Here is a 17,059-nt window from a genome sequence, read left to right as displayed (position 1 = left end):
GGAGCTCAGGCGCGCGCCGCCGGCGCGTCGCCGCGGGCATGCAGCAGCCCGGCGTAGAGCCCGGCCAGCAGCATCAGCACCCCGCCCCAGAAGGTGGAATAGAACGCCAGGTGGGTGTTGAGCGGGAACACGGTCGCCGCCAGCGCCAGCAATGCCGGGGCCGCGCGCCGGCGCGCCGCGGGCCCGGCGCGGCACCAGCCGCGCCACGCCGCCCAGGCCCCGCCCAGCCAGGCCAGCAGGCCCAGCACGCCGGTCTCGCTCAGCAGTTCCAGCACCAGCTGGTGCGCGTGCAGCGCCTCGCCGCCGCCCCACAGGGTCTCCTGCGCCGGCGCCGGATCGCAGCCTGCCCAGGCCCGGCGGAAGCCGCGCACGCCCACGCCGTTCAGCGGATGCTCGCGTGCCATGCATAGCGCGCCCCGCCAGATCCGCCCACGTCCGGACAAGGCGCCGTCGATCCCGCCGGCATCGGCCTGCAGCGCCAGCGCAGTGCGCGCCACCCGCTGCTGCAGCGGCGGCGAGGCCAGGTACAGCGCCACCAGCGCCAGCAGCGCGGCAGCTCCGAAGCCGGCCAGCCGCGCCGGCCCCAGCACCCGCCAGCCCGTGGCCAGCAATACCAGCGCCAACGTCAGCCAGGCCGCACGCGCGCCGCCGAGGACGACGGCCAGGCCCAGCACCGCCGCGGCCAGGCACCAGCCCCACGCCCGCCCGCGCGCCGCCGCCGGGGCGAGGACGAATGGCGCCAGGCTGGCCAGCACCAGGCCCAGCTTGGGATTGCAGTCACCAAACACGCCGTTGACCCGGTCCCAGGCCTGCACCTCGGCAACCGGACACAGCGGCCCGCCGCCGGCCAGCGCCTTCAGCGCGTCCAGGGCGAGGAACAGCGGACTGGCCCCGGCCAGCGCCTGCAGCAGCGCATCGACGCTCCAGGCCAGCGCCAGCAGCGCCAGCCCACCCAGCACCACCCCGCGCCCGCGCGGTTCGCGCACGGCAATGGCGACGCCCCACAGCAGCGGCAGGTAACGCAGGTCGGCCAGGGTTTCCTTCCAGGCCCGGGCCCGGTCCAGCGCGTCCGCGGCCGACAGCAGCTCCGGCAGCCAGTAGGCGCCGAACAGCAGGCCCGCCAGCACGAACGCGCCGCGCTGCAGCGGCAACGGCCGGCGCCGCAGCGCGCACCAGGCCAGCTGCACGGCCACCGCCAGCGCCCCCAGCGACAGCACCGCCTCGGCCGGCCCCGGTAGCGGCCACAGCGCCACCGCCAGCAGCACCCAGGCCGGCGTCCAGGCGAACGCGCGGCCAGGCGCGGGAGCGTGCTCAGCCGGCCAGTTCCGCATACAGGTCCAGAGTGGCCTGCTGCATGGCCTGCAGGGTGAAGGGGACGGCCACCGGCGCGGGCGGCTCGCGCAACAGCCGGGCTGCGGCCGCGGCCAGCGCATCGCTGTCGAACGGCGGCACCGCGCCGGCCGGCTGCAGCGCCTGCAGCAGTTCGCCCACCCCGCCATGGGCCCAGCCCAGCACCGGGCGGCCCACCGCCAGCGCTTCCACCACGGTACGGCCGAAGGCCTCGGGCTTGCGCGACAGCTGCAGCACCAGGTCGCTGGCCGCGTACGCGGTGGCAATGGCCGCGGTGGGTGCGGTGAACAGCACCGCATCGGCCACGCCCAGCTGCGCGGCCAAGGCCTCCAGTTCGGCGATATAGGCCTCGCGCCCGGGTTCGCGCGCGCCCGGCAGCCACAACCGTGCCTGCGGCTGGCCACCGGCACGCAGGGCGGCCAGCAGCCGCAGGGCGTCGGCATGGCCCTTCAGGCGCGTGCCGCGCCCGGGCAGCAGCAGCAAGGGGGCGGCCCCGGCCAGGGCCGGGTGCTCCGCCGCCACCGCGGCGCGGGCAGCGGGATCGGGCAAGGGCCGCGGCGGAAACTGCGCCGGATCGATGCCGCGCTCGATCACCCGCAGCCGGCCCGGATCGGTGTCCGGGTAATGACGCAGCACGTAGTCGCGCACCGTGCGCGAGACGCAGACCACGCGCTCGCCGCTGGCCATGACCGCGCTGTAGCGCCCGGGCGAATTGAGTCCGTGCACGGTGGTGACCCAGTGCGGGCGGCGCGCGGCCGGTAGTCCGGCCAGGGCCATCCGTCCCAGCCAGGCCGGCAGGCGCGAGCGCGCGTGGACGATGTCCACGCCCTGGTCCAGGAACAACCGGCGCAGGGCCGGGACATGGCGCAGCACGGCCGGCGACTTGCGGCCGATGGCCAGTTCGACGTGCTCTGCCCCGCCGGCGCGCAGCTGCGGCACCAGGCGGCCGCCGGCGGAGACGACGATGGCGCGGTGGCCGCCGGCGGCCAGGGCCGCGGCGATCTCGAGGGTGGAACGTTCGACGCCGCCGGATTCCAGCGCCGGCAGCAGCTGGACCACGGTCAGGCGGCGCATCGGCGGCGTGGCCGGGATGCGGCGGGCGTCAGTCGACCAGCTGGTAGACGGCCGAGCAGTACGGGCACTTGGCCTCGCCGTTCGGCTCGTCCTGGATCGGCAGGTACACGCGCGGGTGCGAGTTCCACAGCGCCATTTCCGGCGTCGGGCAGCTCAGCGGCAGGTCCGCGCGGTGCACGGTGTAACGCTTCTCGGCATTGGCGGGCGCGGCGGCGGTGGTGTTCATGGCGTGTAGCTCGGATCGGCAGGAAGCGCGTGGATTCTACCAGCGCGCGGGCCACCGCGGCCCGGGTCGCGGCGGTGCCGGCCCGCGCGGGGCCGGCACCGGCGGGCCTCACTTGGCCTTGGCGTGGGCCTCGGTGGTGATGCGCAGGGTCACCTCGTCGCCGACGTTGGGCACGTAGGCGCCCACGCCGAACTCGCTGCGCAGGATGGTGGCGGTGGCGTCGAAGCCGATCGCCGGGGCCTTGAGCATCGGATGGTCGGCGGCCTTGTTGAAGGTCACGTCCAGCACCACCGGGCGGGTGATGTCCTTGATGGTCAGCTCGCCGGTGACCTTGAGCTTGCCCTCGCCGGCGGGCTCGACCTTGGTGCTCCTGAACTTCGCGGTCGGGTACTTCTCGGCGTCGAAGAAGTCGGCGCTGCGCAGGTGCTCGTTGAACTTGCTGCTGAAGGCCTCCAGGCCGGACAGCGGCAAGGTCACCTCCACGCTGGAGGCGGACACGTTGTCGGCGTCGTACACCAGGGTGCCCTGGACGTCGCCGAAGTTGGCGAACGGATGCGAGAAGCCGAAGTGGCTCCACTGCGCCAGCACGTTGGTGTGGGTCGGATCGAGGTTGTAGGTCACCGGGGCGGCGGAGGCAGCACCGGCGAAGGCGGCCAGGGCGACGGCGAGCAGGATCTTGCGCATGGTGGAACTCCTTGTGGTTTGCCGTGACGACTGCGGGGGCGACGCCTCAGACGATGCGCGCGGCTTCGTCGAAGGACAGTCGCGGGGAACGCGGGAACAGGCTGGCCGGGTCACCGTAGCCGAGGTTGACCAGGATTTCCGAGCGGATGTTGGTGCCGGCGAAGAACGCCTCGTCGACCTTGGCCGGGTCGAAGCCGGTCATCGGGCCGGCGTCCAGGCCCAGCGCGCGCGCGGCCAGGATCAGGTAGCCGGCCTGCAGCGACATGTTCAGCAGCGAGGGCTTGTCGCGGCCCTCGCGCGGGCCGTCGAACCAGGCCTTGGCGTCGGCGTGCGGGAACAGGTAGGGCAGCTTCTCGTGGAAATCCAGGTCGCGGCCGACGATCACCGTCACCGGCGCGGACATGGTCTTGGCATGGTTGCCCTCGGACAGCGCCGGGGCGAGCTTGGCCTTGGCCTCGGCCGATTTCACGAACACGAAGCGCGCCGGCGTGGTATTGGCTCCGGTCGGGCCCAGCTTCAGCAGGTCGTAGAGCCGGCGCAGGGTGTCGTCGCTTACTTCGCCGGTGAAGGCGTTGTAGGTGCGGGCGCTGCGGAACAGCTGGTCGAGGGCGGCTTCGTTCAACGGTTGGCTCATGGTTCTGGCTAAAGGGTCCGGTTGCGGCACGAGGCCACGGGTGGGCCGCAGTGTAGAGTGTTGCAGCAGCGGTTTACCAAATCCGGCCCGGAACGAATTGATGTCGCGCATGGAACGGAACGCGTCCACCACGGCCTGGCTGCTGACCGATGGCAACGCCGGCAACGTGCGCCAGGCCGAGGCCCTGGCCGGCGCCCTCGGCCTGGACTCGCCGCACCTGCCGGAACTGGCGCCGCGCGCGCCCTGGCGCTGGCTGGCGCCGCGGCGCTTGCCCGGGGCGCGGCACGCGTTTGGTCCCGGGCTGGCGGCGGCCCTGGCGGGTCCGGCCCCGGCGCTGGCGATCGGCTGCGGCCGCCAGGGTGCGCTGGCCGGGCGCCTGGCGCGCGAGCGCGGCGCGCGTGCGGTGCAGATCCTCGATCCGCGCATCGACAGCCGCCACTGGGACCTGGTGGTGGTGCCGGAGCATGACCGCCTGCGCGGCACCAACGTCATCACCCTGCTGGGCAGCCTCAACCCGGTCGACGACGCCTGGCTGGAACGGGCGCGGCAGCAGTTCCGCGCGCTGTGCGCGCTGCCGCGTCCGCGCACCGCGCTGCTGCTGGGCGGCCCGACCCGGCATGCGCCTTGGTCGCTGGATTCGCTGGCGCAGGCGCTGGCGGCGCTGCGCGCGCAGGTGCGTGCGGAGGGTGGCAGCCTGCTGGCCACGGTCTCGCGGCGCACCCCGGCGGCCGCCTCCGCGCCGCTGCACGCGGCGATGCAGGGCGTGCCGGGCATGGCCTGGGACGGCGGCGGCGCCAACCCCTATCCGGGCCTGCTGGCCTGCGCCGACCGCATCGTCTGCACCCCGGACTCGGTGAACATGCTCTCCGAGGCCTGTGCCACCGACGCGCCGGTGTACGTGCTCGAACCGCAGCTGGCACGCGGGCGCCTGGCGGCCTTCCTGCGCGCACTGCAGGATCTGGGCCGGGTGCGCGCGCTTGCCGGCGGGCTGGAACCGTTCCCGGTGCAGCCGCTGCGCGAGACCGCGCGGGTCGCCGCCGAGGTGCGCCGGCGGCTGGGACTGGAGGACGCGCCCTAGGAGGCGTCCGGCGCCGGGTCGAACACCAGTCCGTGCGCGGCGATCGCAGCGGCCACCTGCGCCCGCTGCGGATCCAGCGCGCCGTCGTCGGGAACCAGCCGCGGGCGCCGGTCCAGGGTGCAGCCCAGGCCCGCCTCCACCAGCGCCGCATGCGCCGCCAGCAGCGCCTGCACGGTGGCCTCCGCCAGCCGGCCGGCCGCGCCCAGCGCGGCCAGCAGCCGCGGCGTGTCGCGCGGCTCCAGCAGCGGCGGGCAGGTCGCGGCCTCGCGCAGCACCAGGTACTGCACCAGGAACTCCAGGTCGACCAGGCCGCCGGCGCCCTGCTTGAGGTCGAAGCGCGCCGCGTCGCTGCGGTCCAGCTCGGCGCGCATGCGCCGGCGCATGCCGGCCACGTCGGCGGCCAGCGCCGCCGGATCGCGCGGCCGCGCCAGGGTCTGGCGGCGGATGCGCTCGAAGTCCGCCCCCATCGAGGCATCGCCGGCGACCATGCGCGCGCGCACCAGGGCCTGGTGCTCCCAGGTCCAGGCGCGGTGCAGCTGGTATTCCGAATAGCTGGACAGCGAGGACACCAGCAGGCTCTTGCCGCCGTCCGGGCGCAGGCGCATGTCGGTCTCGTACAGGCGCCCGGCGCTGGTGACCGCGCCCAGCAGGCCCACCACCTTCTGCGCCAGGCGCGCGTACCAGCGCCCGGCCTCCAGCGGCCGCGCGCCGTCGGACAGGGCCTCCGGGTCGGCGTCGTAGAGGAACACCAGGTCCAGGTCCGAACCGAAGCCAAGCTCGCAGCCACCGAGGCTGCCGTAACCGACCACGGCGAAGCGCCCGCCGGGGATGCGGCCGTGCGCAGCGACCACCTCGCCCTCGGCCATGGCCAGCACCTGGGCCACCACCGCGTCGGCCAGCCAGGCCAGCTCGCGCACGCTGTCCGTGGCCGGCTGGCGCCGATCCAGCGCGGCCAGGGCGATGCGGAAGCTCAGCGCCAGGCGCACCTCGTTGAGCGCGCGCAACGCCGCCTCCGGGTCGCCGTCGCCGCTGGCCACCGCCGCGGCGCAGGCGCGGTGCATTTCCGCCGCGTCCGGGATCGGCCCGGCCACGCGGATGTCCAGCAGCTCGTCCAGCAGCAGCGGATAGGCGGCGATGCGGTCGGCCAGCAGCGCGCTGCGCGCCAGCACGTCGACCAGCCGCGCCAGCGCGCTGGGCTGCTCGTCCAGCAGGGCCAGGTAGCTGGCGCGGCGCAGGATCGACTGCAGCAGGCCCAGCAGGCGCTTGAGCGCCGCATCCGGCTGCGCCGAGCGCGCGGCCGCACCCAGCAGCGCCGGCACCACCCGGTCCAGGCGCGCGCGCGCCGCGTCCGACAGCGCGCGCACGCCGTTGCCGCGGGCGAAGTCGCGCAGTGCCGCGTCGGCGCCGGCGGAATCGCCAAAACCGGCATCGGCCAGCACTCCGGCCTCGCCGGCCTGCGGCAGCGCGCGCCAGTAATCCTGCAGCGCGTCCGGCGCGGATTCGCGCCGGCGCGGCACCAGCAGCGCGTCGAACTCGGCCGAGACCCGGGCGCGGCAGGCGGCCAGTTCCGCCGCCAGCGCCTCCCAGCCTGCGTGGCCCAGGGCCAGGGCGATGCGCTCGCGCGCTTCCGGATCCTCCGGCACCGAGTGGACCTGGGCATCGCCCAGCATCTGCACCCGGTTCTCCAGCCGGCGCAGGAAGCGGTAGGCAGCGGCCAGCGCGGCGCCGTCCTGCGCGGCGATCTGCCCGCCCTCCACCAGCGCCTGCAGCGCCGGCAGCAGGCAGCGGCCGCGCAGCGCCGGTTCGCGCCCGCCGCGGATCAGCTGCAGCGACTGCACCAGGAACTCGATCTCGCGGATGCCGCCGCGGCCGCGCTTGAGGTCGTCGGCCATGTCGCGGCGCTGCATCTCCGCCACGATCGCCGCCTTCATCGCGCGCAGGCCGTCGAGCGCGGTGAAGTCCAGGTAGCGGCGGTAGACGAACGGGCGCAGCGTCTCCAGCCAGGCCTCGCCGGCGGCGATGTCGCCGGCCACGGTGCGCGCCTTGAGCCAGGCATAGCGCTCCCAGTCGCGGCCCTCGCGCTGGAAGTACTGGTCCATCGCCGCGAACGACCACGCCACCCGGCCGGCATTGCCGAACGGACGCAGGCGCAGGTCGACGCGGTGGCAGAAGCCGTCGGCGGTGACCTCGTCCAGCAGCTTGGCCAGGCGCTGGCCCAGGCGCGCGAAGTATTCCTCGGCTTCCAGCGCGCGGCGGCCGTCGGATTCGCCCTCGTGGGCGTAGGCGTAGACCAGGTCGATGTCGGAGGAGAAGTTCAGCTCGCCGCCGCCGAGCTTGCCCAGGCCGAACACCACCAGCCGCTGCGGCCGCCCGGCCGGATCGCGGACCACGCCATGGCGCTGCGCGAACTCCTGCTCCAGCGCCTCCAGGGCCAGCGCCAGGCATTGCTCGGCCAGCCGCGTGCTGCCAGCCAGGGTGGCGTCGACGTCGTCCAGGCCCAGCACGTCGCGCCATACCAGGCGGGTGGAGGCGGCGGCGCGGAAGCGGCGCAGCTGGCCGGGCCAGTCGTGCGGCTGCAGCGGGTCCAGCACCGGCGGCGGCAGCGGCGCCGGATCGTCCGCGGCCAGGTGGGCCAGCAGCGCCGGCTGCCGGCGCAGGGTCTCGATCGCGAAGTCGCTGCCCAGGGCCACCCGCGCGACGCGGTCGCACAGCCCGGGGTCCTGCAGCAGCGCGGCATGCTCGGCCGAGGCGGCACGCAGGGTGGAAAGGGCGCGTTCGGCGTGGAGCCTGCGGAGTTCATCCGCGGCGGGGACGGGAGGCGTGGGCGTGCTCATCGCCCGGATTGTGGCATGCGCCCGGCGCGCGCCCGGGCCGGGCAGGCATAAAAAAAGCCCGCTTGCAGCGTACTGCCAGCGGGCCTGCTCCCTCCCCCACGTCGGGATGCGGGGCCATCGTGAAGAGCGTCCGAAGCCTTTGCACGCTGCACTGCAAAACAGCACCCGCCGATTCATCAACGTGGATTTCCGGGCATTTTTGCTGAATACGGATATTCCCCGAAGTGATACCGGTATCACATGAACCGACATGGATCCCGGGCAGGACCCGCGGGCACCTTTCCGGTGCCGCCGCGGGCACCTGCGGGGGCCATCAGCCTGAACGGACTGCGCAAAAACGCCCCGGGCGCGGTGCGCGGCCGGGGCGTCCGGGGGGCGGATTCAGGCGGCCTGGTGCGCGGCCGGCAGCGCGCGGCGTCGGCGCACGGCCTGCGCCAGCCGCTCCAGCACCGCGGCCGAGGCCTCCCAGCCAAGGCAGCCGTCGGTGATGCTCTGCCCGTAGGCCAGGGCACGCCCGGCCACCGGGTCCTGGCGCCCGCCGACCAGGTGGCTTTCCACCATCACCCCGATGATCCGGCGCTCGCCGCCCTCCAGCTGCGCGGCGATGTCCTCCACCACCGCGGGCTGGCGCTCCGGGTTCTTGCCGGAGTTGGCGTGGCTGGCATCGATCATGATCCGCGGCGCCAGGCCCGAGCGTTCCAGCACCTCGCTGGCGGCCTGCACGCTGGCGGCGTCGTAGTTGGGCGCCTTGCCGCCGCGCAGGATCACGTGGCAGTCCGGATTGCCGGCGGTGGCGGCGATGGCCGAGCGCCCGTCCTTGGTCACGGCCAGGAAATGGTGCGGATGCGCCGCCGCCATCACCGCGTCGGCGGCGATGCGCACGTTGCCGTCGGTGCCGTTCTTGAAGCCCACCGGGCAGGACAGGCCAGAGGCCATCTCGCGGTGGATCTGGCTCTCGGTGGTGCGCGCGCCGATCGCGCCCCAGGCCACCAGGTCGGCGATGTACTGCGGCGAGATCGTGTCCAGGTACTCGCAACCGGCCGGCAGGCCCAGGTGGTTGATGTCGCGCAGCAGGCCGCGGGCGATGCGCAGGCCCTTGTTGATGCGGAAGCTGCCGTCCAGGTCCGGGTCGTTGATCAGGCCCTTCCAGCCGACGGTGGTGCGCGGTTTCTCGAAGTACACGCGCATCACGATCTCCAGCGCGTCGCCGAGGCTGTCGCGCAGCGGGCGCAGGCGCCGGGCATATTCCATCGCCGCGTGCGGGTCGTGGATCGAGCACGGGCCGATCACCACCGCCAGGCGGTCGTCGCGGCCGTGCAGGATCGCCGACAGCGCGCGGCGCGCATCGGCCACCGTCTGCGAGGCCTGCTCGTCGCAGGGAATCTGGGCCAGCAGCTCGGCCGGGGGAGTCAGCGGTTCGAGGCTGCGGATGCGGAGGTCGTCGGTATGCGGGGCCATGGCGTTTCCATCTCTTGGTGTGGGGTCTGCCCAGCGTGGCGGCATGAAAAAAGCCGCCAGGTTCGCTGGCGGCTTTCGGGAATGCGTCTGAAGCTTTCTTCAGGGTGAGCGCAATCCTTCCTCCGCCAGCGGCTTCGGAAAGTAGTACCAAAAGTAAAAGCTGGCACGGGTTGCGATCATGGGCCGTATTGATAGCACGCGGTGCTTGTGCGCTGCCACAGTTTCATCCGCAACCCGCGCGTCCGCGGCGTGGATGCGGTCACGGAACGCAAAAAAAGAAGGCCGCCGCGAAGAGCGGCGGCCTTGCCAGGCCCGCGCAACGGCGCGGGCCGGCGGATCAGGGAATCCGCAGGATCAGAAGCGGTACACCAGGCCGGCGCCCAGCACCGGGTACAGGCTCAGGTCGACGCTGTCCTCCAGGTCGCGGCGCTCGGCTTCCAGGTCGGCGGCGAACTGGGGGTCGCCGGCCAGGCCGGTGGCGACCAGCTCGACCGAGGTCTTGGCCGCGACCACGCCCAGCTCGGCGTAGAAGCCCAGCCCCGAGCCGCCGCGCGAGCGGTAGCCGATGCCGGCGTACGGGGCGACCTTGTCCTTCAGCTCGACGCGGCCCTGCAGGCTGCCCACGTCCTCGGCCGAGTACTCGGTGCCGTTGAACTCGTAGACGCCGCCGGCGCGCGGAGTGCCGGTCACCGCGGCCTTGATGTCGCCGACCACGGCGCCGACCGACAGCTGCAGGCCACCGGCGAACGGATGCCAGTTCAGCAGCACGCGGGCGTTGTCGGACTTCAGCTCGCCGTCGTAGCGCACCTCGTCGGTGGTCTCGTCGCCGTCGAACTGGAAGGTGCTGTAGCCGACGGTGGCGGAGAAGCGCTTGCTGAGGCTGGCGTTGACGTCCACGCCGTAGCCGAGGGTGGACACGCCGGCGCCGACGCTGACGTCCTCGAACGGGGCGGCGATGGCGGCGGGCGCGAGCAGCGCGGCCGGCAGGGCGAGGGCCAGGGCGGCGAGTTTGTTCTTGGTCATGGGGGATTCCGTTGGGTGGGTTGGGACGCGGGGTCCTGGGTGGATAGCGACCGCCACCGCGCGCGCATTAATCCCGCCTTGGTCGCGGCGTGCCCGCGGCGCGCACCCGGTCACGGAATCCGCCATGCGCGCAAAGGAAAGGCCCCGCCTTGCGGCGGGGCCTTCCGGTACTGCGTGGACCGGCCTTGGGGCCTGGATCAGAAGTCCATGCCGCCCATGCCGCCCATGCCGCCCGCGGCCGCCGGCTCTTCCTTCTTCGGCAGCTCGGCCACCATGGCCTCGGTGGTGATCATCAGGCCGGCGATCGACGCCGCGTTCTGCAGCGCGGTGCGGGTGACCTTGGTCGGGTCCAGGATGCCGAACTCGAACATGTCGCCAAACTGGCCGGTGGCGGCGTTGTAGCCGAAGTTGCCATCGCCGTCCTTGACCTTGTTGACGATGACCGACGGCTCCTCGCCGGCGTTGGTCACGATCTCGCGCAGCGGGGCCTCCATCGCGCGCAGGGCGATCTGGATGCCGTGGTTCTGGTCCTCGTTGGCGCCCTTCAGGGCCTCGACCGCCTTCTTGGCGCGGATCAGGGCGACGCCGCCGCCCGGCACCACGCCTTCCTCGACGGCCGCACGGGTGGCGTGCAGGGCGTCTTCGACGCGGGCCTTCTTCTCCTTCATCTCGACCTCGGTGGCGGCACCGACCTTGATCACGGCCACGCCGCCGGCGAGCTTGGCCACGCGCTCCTGCAGCTTCTCGCGGTCGTAGTCCGAGGAGGTCTCCTCGATCTGGGCCTTGATCTGCTTGATGCGGGCCTCGATGGCGGAGGTGTCGCCGGCGCCGTCGATGATGGTGGTGTTCTCCTTGGAGACCTGCACCTTCTTGGCGCGGCCCAGGTCCTTGATGGTGGCCTTCTCCAGCTGCAGGCCGACTTCCTCGGAGATCACGGTGCCGCCGGTCAGGACGGCCATGTCCTCCAGCATCGCCTTGCGGCGGTCGCCGAAGCCCGGGGCCTTGACGGCGACGACCTTGACGATGCCGCGGATGGTGTTGACCACCAGGGTCGCCAGGGCTTCGCCCTCGACTTCCTCGGCCACGATCAGCAGCGGCTTGCCGGCCTTGGCCACGCCCTCGAGGATCGGCAGCAGGTCGCGCACCGACGAGATCTTCTTGTCGTGCAGCAGGATGAACGGATCATCCAGGTCGGCGGTCTGCGACTGCTGGTTGTTGATGAAGTACGGCGACAGGTAGCCGCGGTCGAACTGCATGCCCTCGACCACGTCCAGCTCGTTCTCCAGGCCCGAGCCTTCCTCGACGGTGATCACGCCTTCCTTGCCGACCTTCTTCATCGCCTCGGCGATGATGTTGCCGATCGACTCGTCGCTGTTGGCCGAAATGGTGCCGACCTGGGCAATGGCCTTGTCGTCGGCGGTCGGCTTGGACAGCTTCTTCAGCTCCTCGACGGCGGCCTTGACGGCCTGGTCGATGCCGCGCTTGAGGTCCATCGGGTTCATGCCGGCGGCCACGGCCTTGGAGCCCTCGCGGATGAAGGCCTGGGCCAGCACGGTGGCGGTGGTGGTGCCGTCACCGGCGTTGTCCGAGGTCTTGGAAGCGACTTCCTTGACCATCTGCGCGCCCATGTTCTCGAACTTGTCGGCCAGCTCGATCTCCTTGGCGACGGACACGCCGTCCTTGGTGATCGTCGGGGCGCCGAAGCTCTTCTCGAGCACGACGTTGCGGCCCTTCGGGCCCAGGGTCGCCTTGACGGCGTTGGCGAGGATGTTCACGCCGCGCACCATGCGCGAGCGGGCGTCTTCACCGAAACGGATTTCCTTCGCAGCCATTTTGAAAAACTCCGTGATTCTTTAAGCGTTGAGTGGATCGAAGCGCAGGAACCGCGGCGGGACTCAGCCCAGCACCGCGAAGATGTCGTCTTCCTTCACCACCAGGTACTCGGTGCCGTCCAGCTTGACCTCGGTGCCGGCGTACTTGCCGAACAGCACCTGGTCGCCGACCTTGACCTTGGGGGCGCGCACGCTGCCGTTGTCGAGCACCTTGCCCTCGCCCACGGCGATGACCGTGCCCTTGATCGGCTTCTCGGCAGCCGAATCCGGGATCACGATGCCACCGGCGGAGACCTTCTCCTCCTCGGTGCGCTTGATCACGACGCGGTCGTACAGCGGCTTGATGTTGCTCATTTCAATCCCTCACAAGTGATTGACTGGGTTGGAAAAAGGGCGGCGAGTCTAGCACTCGCCCCTGGCGAGTGCCAGCGCCCGCGACGGCAGGAAAAACCCCCGACGGGCCGAGGGCATGGGCCCCATGTGGGGCGCCGGCGGAGGCCTTTCAAGGGGCCGGCCGGGTTTTTCTTCCGGGCCCCGGGTCCGGGCCCCGGGGCCGCGGCCGGCTACACTCTGAGCCCATGGACGTGCACCTGGTGTTTTGCAGCTGCCCCGACCCGGACACCGCCTCCACCCTGGCCAGGACCCTGGTGGAGGAGCGGCTGGCCGCGTGCGCCAGCGTGCTGCCGGGGATGCACTCGGTATACCGCTGGCAGGGCGCGGTGGAGTTGGCCGACGAGGTGCTGCTGCTGGCCAAGGCCCCGGCCGACCGCCTGCCGGACCTGATCGGGCGGCTGCAGGCGCTGCATCCCTATGAACTCCCCGAGGTGCTCGCGGTCCAGGCCACGGCCGGGCTGCCCGCCTACCTCGGATGGGTGGTCGAGGCCACCCGCGACTGACGAACGGAAGACGAAGACACGCATGACCCCGCACCGCCCCCTGCCGGCCCGGCACCTGCCCGGCCTGCTCCTGATGCTGCTGACCTGGCTGGCGGTCCTCGCCCCCGTCCAGGCCGCGGTCGACGCCAAGGACCTGCTGCCGGTGGACGAGGCCTTCGTCCTGACCGCGACCGCGCCCGAACCGGGGCGGATCGAGATCCACTGGAAGATCGCCGAGGGCTACTACCTCTACCGCCACCGCACCGCGGTCAGCGCCAGCGGCGACTTCGTCGGCGGCAACCTGCGGCTGCCGGCCGGCGAGCGCCACGTCGACGAGTTCTTCGGTCCGGTGGAAACCTACCGCGGCGCGCTGGTGGCGATCCTCGACGGCCAGCCCACCGGCGCCGGCGCCAGCGCCGAGCTGCAGATCCGCTACCAGGGCTGCGCCGACATCGGCATCTGCTATCCGCCGCAGACCCGCCGGGTGCAGGTGCGCCTGCCCGGCACCAGCACCGCCGCCAGCCGCCTGGCGGCGCTGCAGTCGGCCAACGCCGGGCGCGACCGCCTCGCGACGGCGCTGGGCGGCGTCCGCCCGGCCCTGCCGGAGGCGCAGGCCTTCGCGGTGGACGCCATCGCCGACGGCGGCAACCGCATCCGCGTGCGCCTGCAGCCGGTGGCCGGCTACTACATCTACCGCGACACCACCCGGTTCGTGCTGGAGGACGCGCCGGGCCTGTCCGCCGGCCGCCCGCAGTGGCCGCCGGGAACCGCGCACCGCGACGAGCACTTCGGCGAGGTGACGGTGTACTTCGAACCGGCGGAGGTCGTGCTGCCGGTGGTCCGCACCCGGCCGCACCCGGCGCGCGCCACCCTGGTGGTGACCTTCCAGGGCTGCCAGGAAGGCGGCATCTGCTACCCGCCGATGACCCGGCGCGTGGCCGTGGACCTGCCCACCGGAGAGGTGACGACGGCGGCGGCGGTGGGCGCCGCGCCGCTGCCCCCGGCCCCGGCCGCAGACGCCGGCGAGGTGGCGCCTGCGGAGCTGCCGGCCCCGCCGGAAGCGGCACCGGATGCCTCGGCCGGCAACGCCGCGCGCACCGCGGCGCCGCCAGCGGCCGCGGGCAACGGCAAGCGCGGCCTGGTCGGCGCCCTGCTGCTGGCCCTGCTGGGCGGTCTGGTGCTGAACCTGATGCCATGCGTGCTCCCGGTGCTCTCGCTCAAGGCCCTGGGCCTGGCCCAGAGCGGGGAGAGCCGCGAGCGCGCCCGCGCCCACGCGCTGTGGTACACGGCGGGCGTGCTGGTGGCGTTCGCCGCCGTCGGCGCCCTGGTGGTGGGCCTGCGCGCCGCCGGCCAGGCCGCCGGCTGGGGCTTCCAGCTGCAGCAGCCATGGTTCGTGGCCGCGCTGGCCTACCTGATGTTCGCGGTCGGCCTGAGCCTGTCGGGCGTGTACACCCTGGGCACCGGGGTCGGCGGCGGCCTGGCCGCCGCGCGCAACGGACCGGCCGGCGACTTCCTCACCGGGGTGCTGGCCTGCGTGGTCGCCAGCCCCTGCATAGCCCCGTTCATGGGCCCCGCCCTGGCCTACGCCTTCGCCGCGCCGGCCGCGGCCGGGATGCTGGTGTTCCTGGTACTGGGCCTGGGCCTGGCGCTGCCGTTCCTGCTGGTCGGCTTCGTGCCGGCACTGGCACGGCGGCTGCCGCAACCGGGGCCGTGGATGGAGACGGTCAAGCAGCTGCTGGCCTATCCGATGTACCTGACCGCGGTGTGGCTGCTGTGGATCCTCGGCCGCCAGCGCGGGGTGGACGCGGTGGCGATGGTGCTGGTCGGCGCCGCGGTGCTGGCGCTGGCGCTGTGGTGGTTCGAGCGCAGCCGCTGGTGGGGCCGCCGTGGCGCCACCCTGGCCGCCCTGGTCCTGGTCGCGGTGGCGCTGGCGCCGGTGTGGGGCGTGACCCGCCTGCCGCCGGCCAGCGTGCGCGCCGCCGACAGCGACGCGGTGCCCTACTCGGCCGCCGAGCTGGACCGGTTGCGCGGCGAGAACCGGGTGGTATTCGTCAACATGACCGCCGACTGGTGCGTGACCTGCAAGGCCAACGAGCGCAACGTGCTGGCCCGCGACGGCTTCCGCGAACTGCTGGGCCGCACCGGGGCGGTCTACATGCGCGGCGACTGGACCAATACCGATCCGGCCATCAGCGCGTTCCTCGAGGCGCACAACGCGGTGGGCGTGCCGCTGTACGTGGTCTACGGACCCGGCGCACCGCCGGCGGTGCTGCCGCCGGTGCTGACCCCGGCGATCGTCGAGGACGCCCTGCTCAGGGCGGCGGCGCGGTGAGGCCCGGCCTGCGCCTGGTCCTGGCGGCAGCCTGCGCCGCCGCGCTGGGCCTGGGCGCGCGCGCCTGGTACGAGCAGCGCCGCCCGGACCTGCCGGCGCCGCTGCCGGTGCCCGAAGGGGTGCGCGCGGCCATGCCGGGGCAGCACCCCGACCCGATCCGCCTGCCCGACCTGGACGGCAACCTCGTCGAACTGGCCGCGATCGCGCCCGGCCGCCCGCTGCTGGTCAACGTCTGGGCCAGCTGGTGCGGGCCTTGCGTGGAGGAGATGCCGGAGCTGCAGCGCTTCGCTGCCGCCCAGGGCGCGGACGGGGTCCAGGTCGTGGGCCTGGCCCTGGACGAGGCGGAGGCGGTGCGCGCCTTCCTGCGCCAGGTCCCGGTGGACTACCCGATCCTGCTGGACCGCCCCGGTCCGGCCGACGCCAGCGTGCGGCTGGGCAATACCCGCGGCCTGCTGCCCTACACGGTGCTGCTGGATCGGCAGCGCCGGGTGCTGCGGCAGAAGCTGGGACCGTTCCAGCCCGGCGAGATCGCCGACTGGGCCGCGGCCGGCACCGGGCCGGACTGAGGCCGGCCTTCAAACGGTTGCTTGAAACGCTTTCATCTTCGCCGAACTGGACAGTAAAGGCGCCTTCCTCCAGACTGCCGCCCTTTCCGGTTCCGCCCGCAACCATGGCAAAGCTGCTGGTCCTGCACGGCCCCAACCTCAACCTGCTCGGCACCCGCGAGCCGGAGGTCTACGGCCACGCAACCCTGGCCGACATCGACGCCGACCTGGCCCGCCGCGCCGCGGCCGCCGGGCACCAGCTCGAGTCGTTCCAGTCCAACGCCGAGCATGCGCTGGTGGACCGGGTCCAGGCCGCCCGCCAGGACGGCACGGCCTTCATCCTGATCAACCCCGCCGCCTTCACCCATACCTCCGTCGCCCTGCGCGACGCCCTGGCGGCGGTGGCGATCCCATTCATCGAGATCCACCTGTCCAACCCGCACGCCCGCGAACCGTTCCGCCAGCACAGCTACTTCAGCGACAAGGCGGTCGGCGTGGTGTGCGGGTTCGGCGCCGACAGCTACCGCTACGCCCTGGATGCGGCGCTGGCGCGGCTGCCGGCCTGAGCCCCATCCCGTTGCAACGCGTCCGCGCCGCGGACGCCCCACACAGAGGCCACCATGGACCTGCGCAAGATCAAGAAACTCATCGACCTGCTGGAAGAATCCAACCTCGCCGAAATCGAGATCAAGGAAGGCGAGGAAAGCGTGCGCCTGTCGCGCATCCCGCAGGGCGTGGCGGTGGCCGCCCCGGCCGCCTCGCTGGAAGTGCGCTCGCCCGCCGCGGCCCCGGCCGCCGCGCCGATGCCGATGAGCTCCCCGGTCGAGGCCGCCACCGGCGGCACCCCCAAGCCGGGCAGCGACCTGCCGCCGGGCCAGGTCGTGCGCGCGCCGATGGTCGGCACCTTCTACGCCGCCCCGGCCCCGGACAAGCCGGCCTTCGTCACTGTCGGCCAGCAGGTCAAGGCCGGCGACACCCTCGGCATCATCGAGGCGATGAAGATGTTCAACCCGATCGAGGCCGACGTCTCCGGCACCGTGGTCGCCATCCTGTGCGAGAGCGGGCAGCCGGTGGAGTTCGACCAGCCGCTGTTCGTGATCGGCTGACGCCGATC

16 protein-coding genes are annotated in these 17,059 nt (G+C 72.9%); 6 read left to right on the top strand and 10 right to left on the bottom strand.

The features are described 5' to 3' along the window. Positions 1-5 precede the first annotated feature (5 nt). The 5 genes from PSEJ31_RS0102510 to PSEJ31_RS0102490 all read right to left on the bottom strand — a co-directional run bounded on the left by PSEJ31_RS0102510 (position 6) and on the right by PSEJ31_RS0102490 (position 3,968). The gene (locus PSEJ31_RS0102510) at positions 6-1,331 is read right to left on the bottom strand and encodes an O-antigen ligase family protein (protein ID WP_028914551.1); all 1,326 of its coding nucleotides are present in this window, start codon (positions 1,329-1,331) and stop codon (positions 6-8) included. Further along, positions 1,312-2,424, bottom strand: a complete 1,113-nt coding sequence (locus tag PSEJ31_RS0102505) for a glycosyltransferase (protein ID WP_028914550.1) — start codon at positions 2,422-2,424, stop codon at positions 1,312-1,314. The genes PSEJ31_RS0102510 and PSEJ31_RS0102505 overlap by 20 nt, the downstream gene beginning before the upstream one ends. A 28-nt stretch (positions 2,425-2,452) precedes the next feature. After that, positions 2,453-2,650 (bottom strand): zinc-finger domain-containing protein, encoded by a 198-nt coding sequence (locus PSEJ31_RS0102500; protein ID WP_019399647.1) that lies wholly within the window; start codon positions 2,648-2,650, stop codon positions 2,453-2,455. A 108-nt stretch (positions 2,651-2,758) separates the two neighbouring features. Further along, a complete protein-coding gene (locus PSEJ31_RS0102495) occupies positions 2,759-3,448 on the bottom strand; it encodes a YceI family protein (RefSeq protein WP_232207938.1) in 690 nt (229 codons plus the stop codon). Then, entirely contained in the window at positions 3,381-3,968 is a 588-nt protein-coding gene (locus PSEJ31_RS0102490; protein WP_026010733.1) for a malonic semialdehyde reductase, read from the bottom strand. Before PSEJ31_RS0102490 ends, PSEJ31_RS0102495 begins: the two co-directional genes overlap by 68 nt. A gap of 109 nt (positions 3,969-4,077) precedes the next feature. Here PSEJ31_RS0102490 and PSEJ31_RS0102485 point away from each other — a divergent pair, with 109 nt between their 5' ends. Further along, positions 4,078-5,046: a mitochondrial fission ELM1 family protein gene (locus PSEJ31_RS0102485; protein WP_028914549.1), complete on the top strand. Its 969-nt coding sequence runs from the start codon at positions 4,078-4,080 to the stop codon at positions 5,044-5,046. Here PSEJ31_RS0102485 and glnE read toward each other — a convergent pair. The 5 genes from glnE to groES form a co-directional block, all read right to left on the bottom strand. Next, a complete protein-coding gene (gene glnE / locus PSEJ31_RS0102480; RefSeq protein ID WP_028914548.1) occupies positions 5,043-7,880 on the bottom strand; it encodes a bifunctional [glutamate--ammonia ligase]-adenylyl-L-tyrosine phosphorylase/[glutamate--ammonia-ligase] adenylyltransferase in 2,838 nt (945 codons plus the stop codon). The two genes, PSEJ31_RS0102485 and glnE, sit on opposite strands and share 4 nt — an antisense overlap. Positions 7,881-8,261: 381 nt before the next feature. After that, a complete protein-coding gene (locus PSEJ31_RS0102475; RefSeq protein ID WP_028914547.1) occupies positions 8,262-9,338 on the bottom strand; it encodes a 3-deoxy-7-phosphoheptulonate synthase in 1,077 nt (358 codons plus the stop codon). Between the two features lie 354 nt (positions 9,339-9,692). Continuing rightward, the gene (locus PSEJ31_RS0102470) at positions 9,693-10,361 is read right to left on the bottom strand and encodes a hypothetical protein (RefSeq protein WP_028914546.1); all 669 of its coding nucleotides are present in this window, start codon (positions 10,359-10,361) and stop codon (positions 9,693-9,695) included. A gap of 197 nt (positions 10,362-10,558) precedes the next feature. Next, entirely contained in the window at positions 10,559-12,193 is a 1,635-nt protein-coding gene (groL, locus tag PSEJ31_RS0102465) for a chaperonin GroEL (protein ID WP_019399950.1), read from the bottom strand. A gap of 63 nt (positions 12,194-12,256) precedes the next feature. Then, positions 12,257-12,547: a co-chaperone GroES gene (gene groES, locus PSEJ31_RS0102460; protein WP_019399951.1), complete on the bottom strand. Its 291-nt coding sequence runs from the start codon at positions 12,545-12,547 to the stop codon at positions 12,257-12,259. A gap of 224 nt (positions 12,548-12,771) precedes the next feature. Here groES and cutA point away from each other — a divergent pair, with 224 nt between their 5' ends. The 5 genes from cutA (at position 12,772) to accB (ending at position 17,051) form a co-directional block, all read left to right on the top strand. Then, on the top strand, positions 12,772-13,089 hold the full coding sequence (gene cutA / locus PSEJ31_RS0102455) for a divalent-cation tolerance protein CutA (RefSeq protein WP_028914545.1): 318 nt from the start codon (positions 12,772-12,774) through the stop codon (positions 13,087-13,089). A 73-nt stretch (positions 13,090-13,162) separates the two neighbouring features. Continuing rightward, positions 13,163-15,400: a protein-disulfide reductase DsbD gene (locus tag PSEJ31_RS0102450; protein ID WP_051403631.1), complete on the top strand. Its 2,238-nt coding sequence runs from the start codon at positions 13,163-13,165 to the stop codon at positions 15,398-15,400. After that, positions 15,397-15,966 carry a TlpA disulfide reductase family protein gene (locus PSEJ31_RS0102445; RefSeq protein WP_019398821.1) on the top strand — a complete coding sequence of 190 codons (570 nt, stop codon included), beginning with the start codon at positions 15,397-15,399 and terminating at the stop codon, positions 15,964-15,966. Before PSEJ31_RS0102450 ends, PSEJ31_RS0102445 begins: the two co-directional genes overlap by 4 nt. Before the next feature lie 104 nt (positions 15,967-16,070). Beyond that, a complete protein-coding gene (gene aroQ / locus PSEJ31_RS0102440; protein ID WP_019398820.1) occupies positions 16,071-16,511 on the top strand; it encodes a type II 3-dehydroquinate dehydratase in 441 nt (146 codons plus the stop codon). A 54-nt stretch (positions 16,512-16,565) separates the two neighbouring features. Further along, on the top strand, positions 16,566-17,051 hold the full coding sequence (gene accB / locus PSEJ31_RS0102435) for an acetyl-CoA carboxylase biotin carboxyl carrier protein (RefSeq protein ID WP_019398819.1): 486 nt from the start codon (positions 16,566-16,568) through the stop codon (positions 17,049-17,051). Positions 17,052-17,059: the final 8 nt, after the last annotated feature.

The organism is Pseudoxanthomonas sp. J31 (assembly GCF_000510725.1).
In the GTDB taxonomy this organism is placed as follows: domain Bacteria; phylum Pseudomonadota; class Gammaproteobacteria; order Xanthomonadales; family Xanthomonadaceae; genus Pseudoxanthomonas.
This window is presented reverse-complemented; position numbering and strand designations above follow the sequence as displayed.

Bases quoted from the DNA above. Each gene is read 5' to 3' on its own strand.
- PSEJ31_RS0102510 (WP_028914551.1), bottom strand. From the start codon at position 1,331: ATGCGGAACTGGCCGGCTGAGCACGCTCCCGCGCCTGGCCGCGCGTTC.
- PSEJ31_RS0102505 (WP_028914550.1), bottom strand. From the start codon at position 2,424: ATGCGCCGCCTGACCGTGGTCCAGCTGCTGCCGGCGCTGGAATCCGGC.
- PSEJ31_RS0102500 (WP_019399647.1), bottom strand. From the start codon at position 2,650: ATGAACACCACCGCCGCCGCGCCCGCCAATGCCGAGAAGCGTTACACC.
- PSEJ31_RS0102490 (WP_026010733.1), bottom strand. From the start codon at position 3,968: ATGAGCCAACCGTTGAACGAAGCCGCCCTCGACCAGCTGTTCCGCAGC.
- PSEJ31_RS0102485 (WP_028914549.1), top strand. From the start codon at position 4,078: ATGGAACGGAACGCGTCCACCACGGCCTGGCTGCTGACCGATGGCAAC.
- glnE (WP_028914548.1), bottom strand. From the start codon at position 7,880: ATGAGCACGCCCACGCCTCCCGTCCCCGCCGCGGATGAACTCCGCAGG.
- PSEJ31_RS0102475 (WP_028914547.1), bottom strand. From the start codon at position 9,338: ATGGCCCCGCATACCGACGACCTCCGCATCCGCAGCCTCGAACCGCTG.
- PSEJ31_RS0102470 (WP_028914546.1), bottom strand. From the start codon at position 10,361: ATGACCAAGAACAAACTCGCCGCCCTGGCCCTCGCCCTGCCGGCCGCG.
- groL (WP_019399950.1), bottom strand. From the start codon at position 12,193: ATGGCTGCGAAGGAAATCCGTTTCGGTGAAGACGCCCGCTCGCGCATG.
- groES (WP_019399951.1), bottom strand. From the start codon at position 12,547: ATGAGCAACATCAAGCCGCTGTACGACCGCGTCGTGATCAAGCGCACC.
- cutA (WP_028914545.1), top strand. From the start codon at position 12,772: ATGGACGTGCACCTGGTGTTTTGCAGCTGCCCCGACCCGGACACCGCC.
- PSEJ31_RS0102450 (WP_051403631.1), top strand. From the start codon at position 13,163: ATGCTGCTGACCTGGCTGGCGGTCCTCGCCCCCGTCCAGGCCGCGGTC.
- aroQ (WP_019398820.1), top strand. From the start codon at position 16,071: ATGGCAAAGCTGCTGGTCCTGCACGGCCCCAACCTCAACCTGCTCGGC.
- accB (WP_019398819.1), top strand. From the start codon at position 16,566: ATGGACCTGCGCAAGATCAAGAAACTCATCGACCTGCTGGAAGAATCC.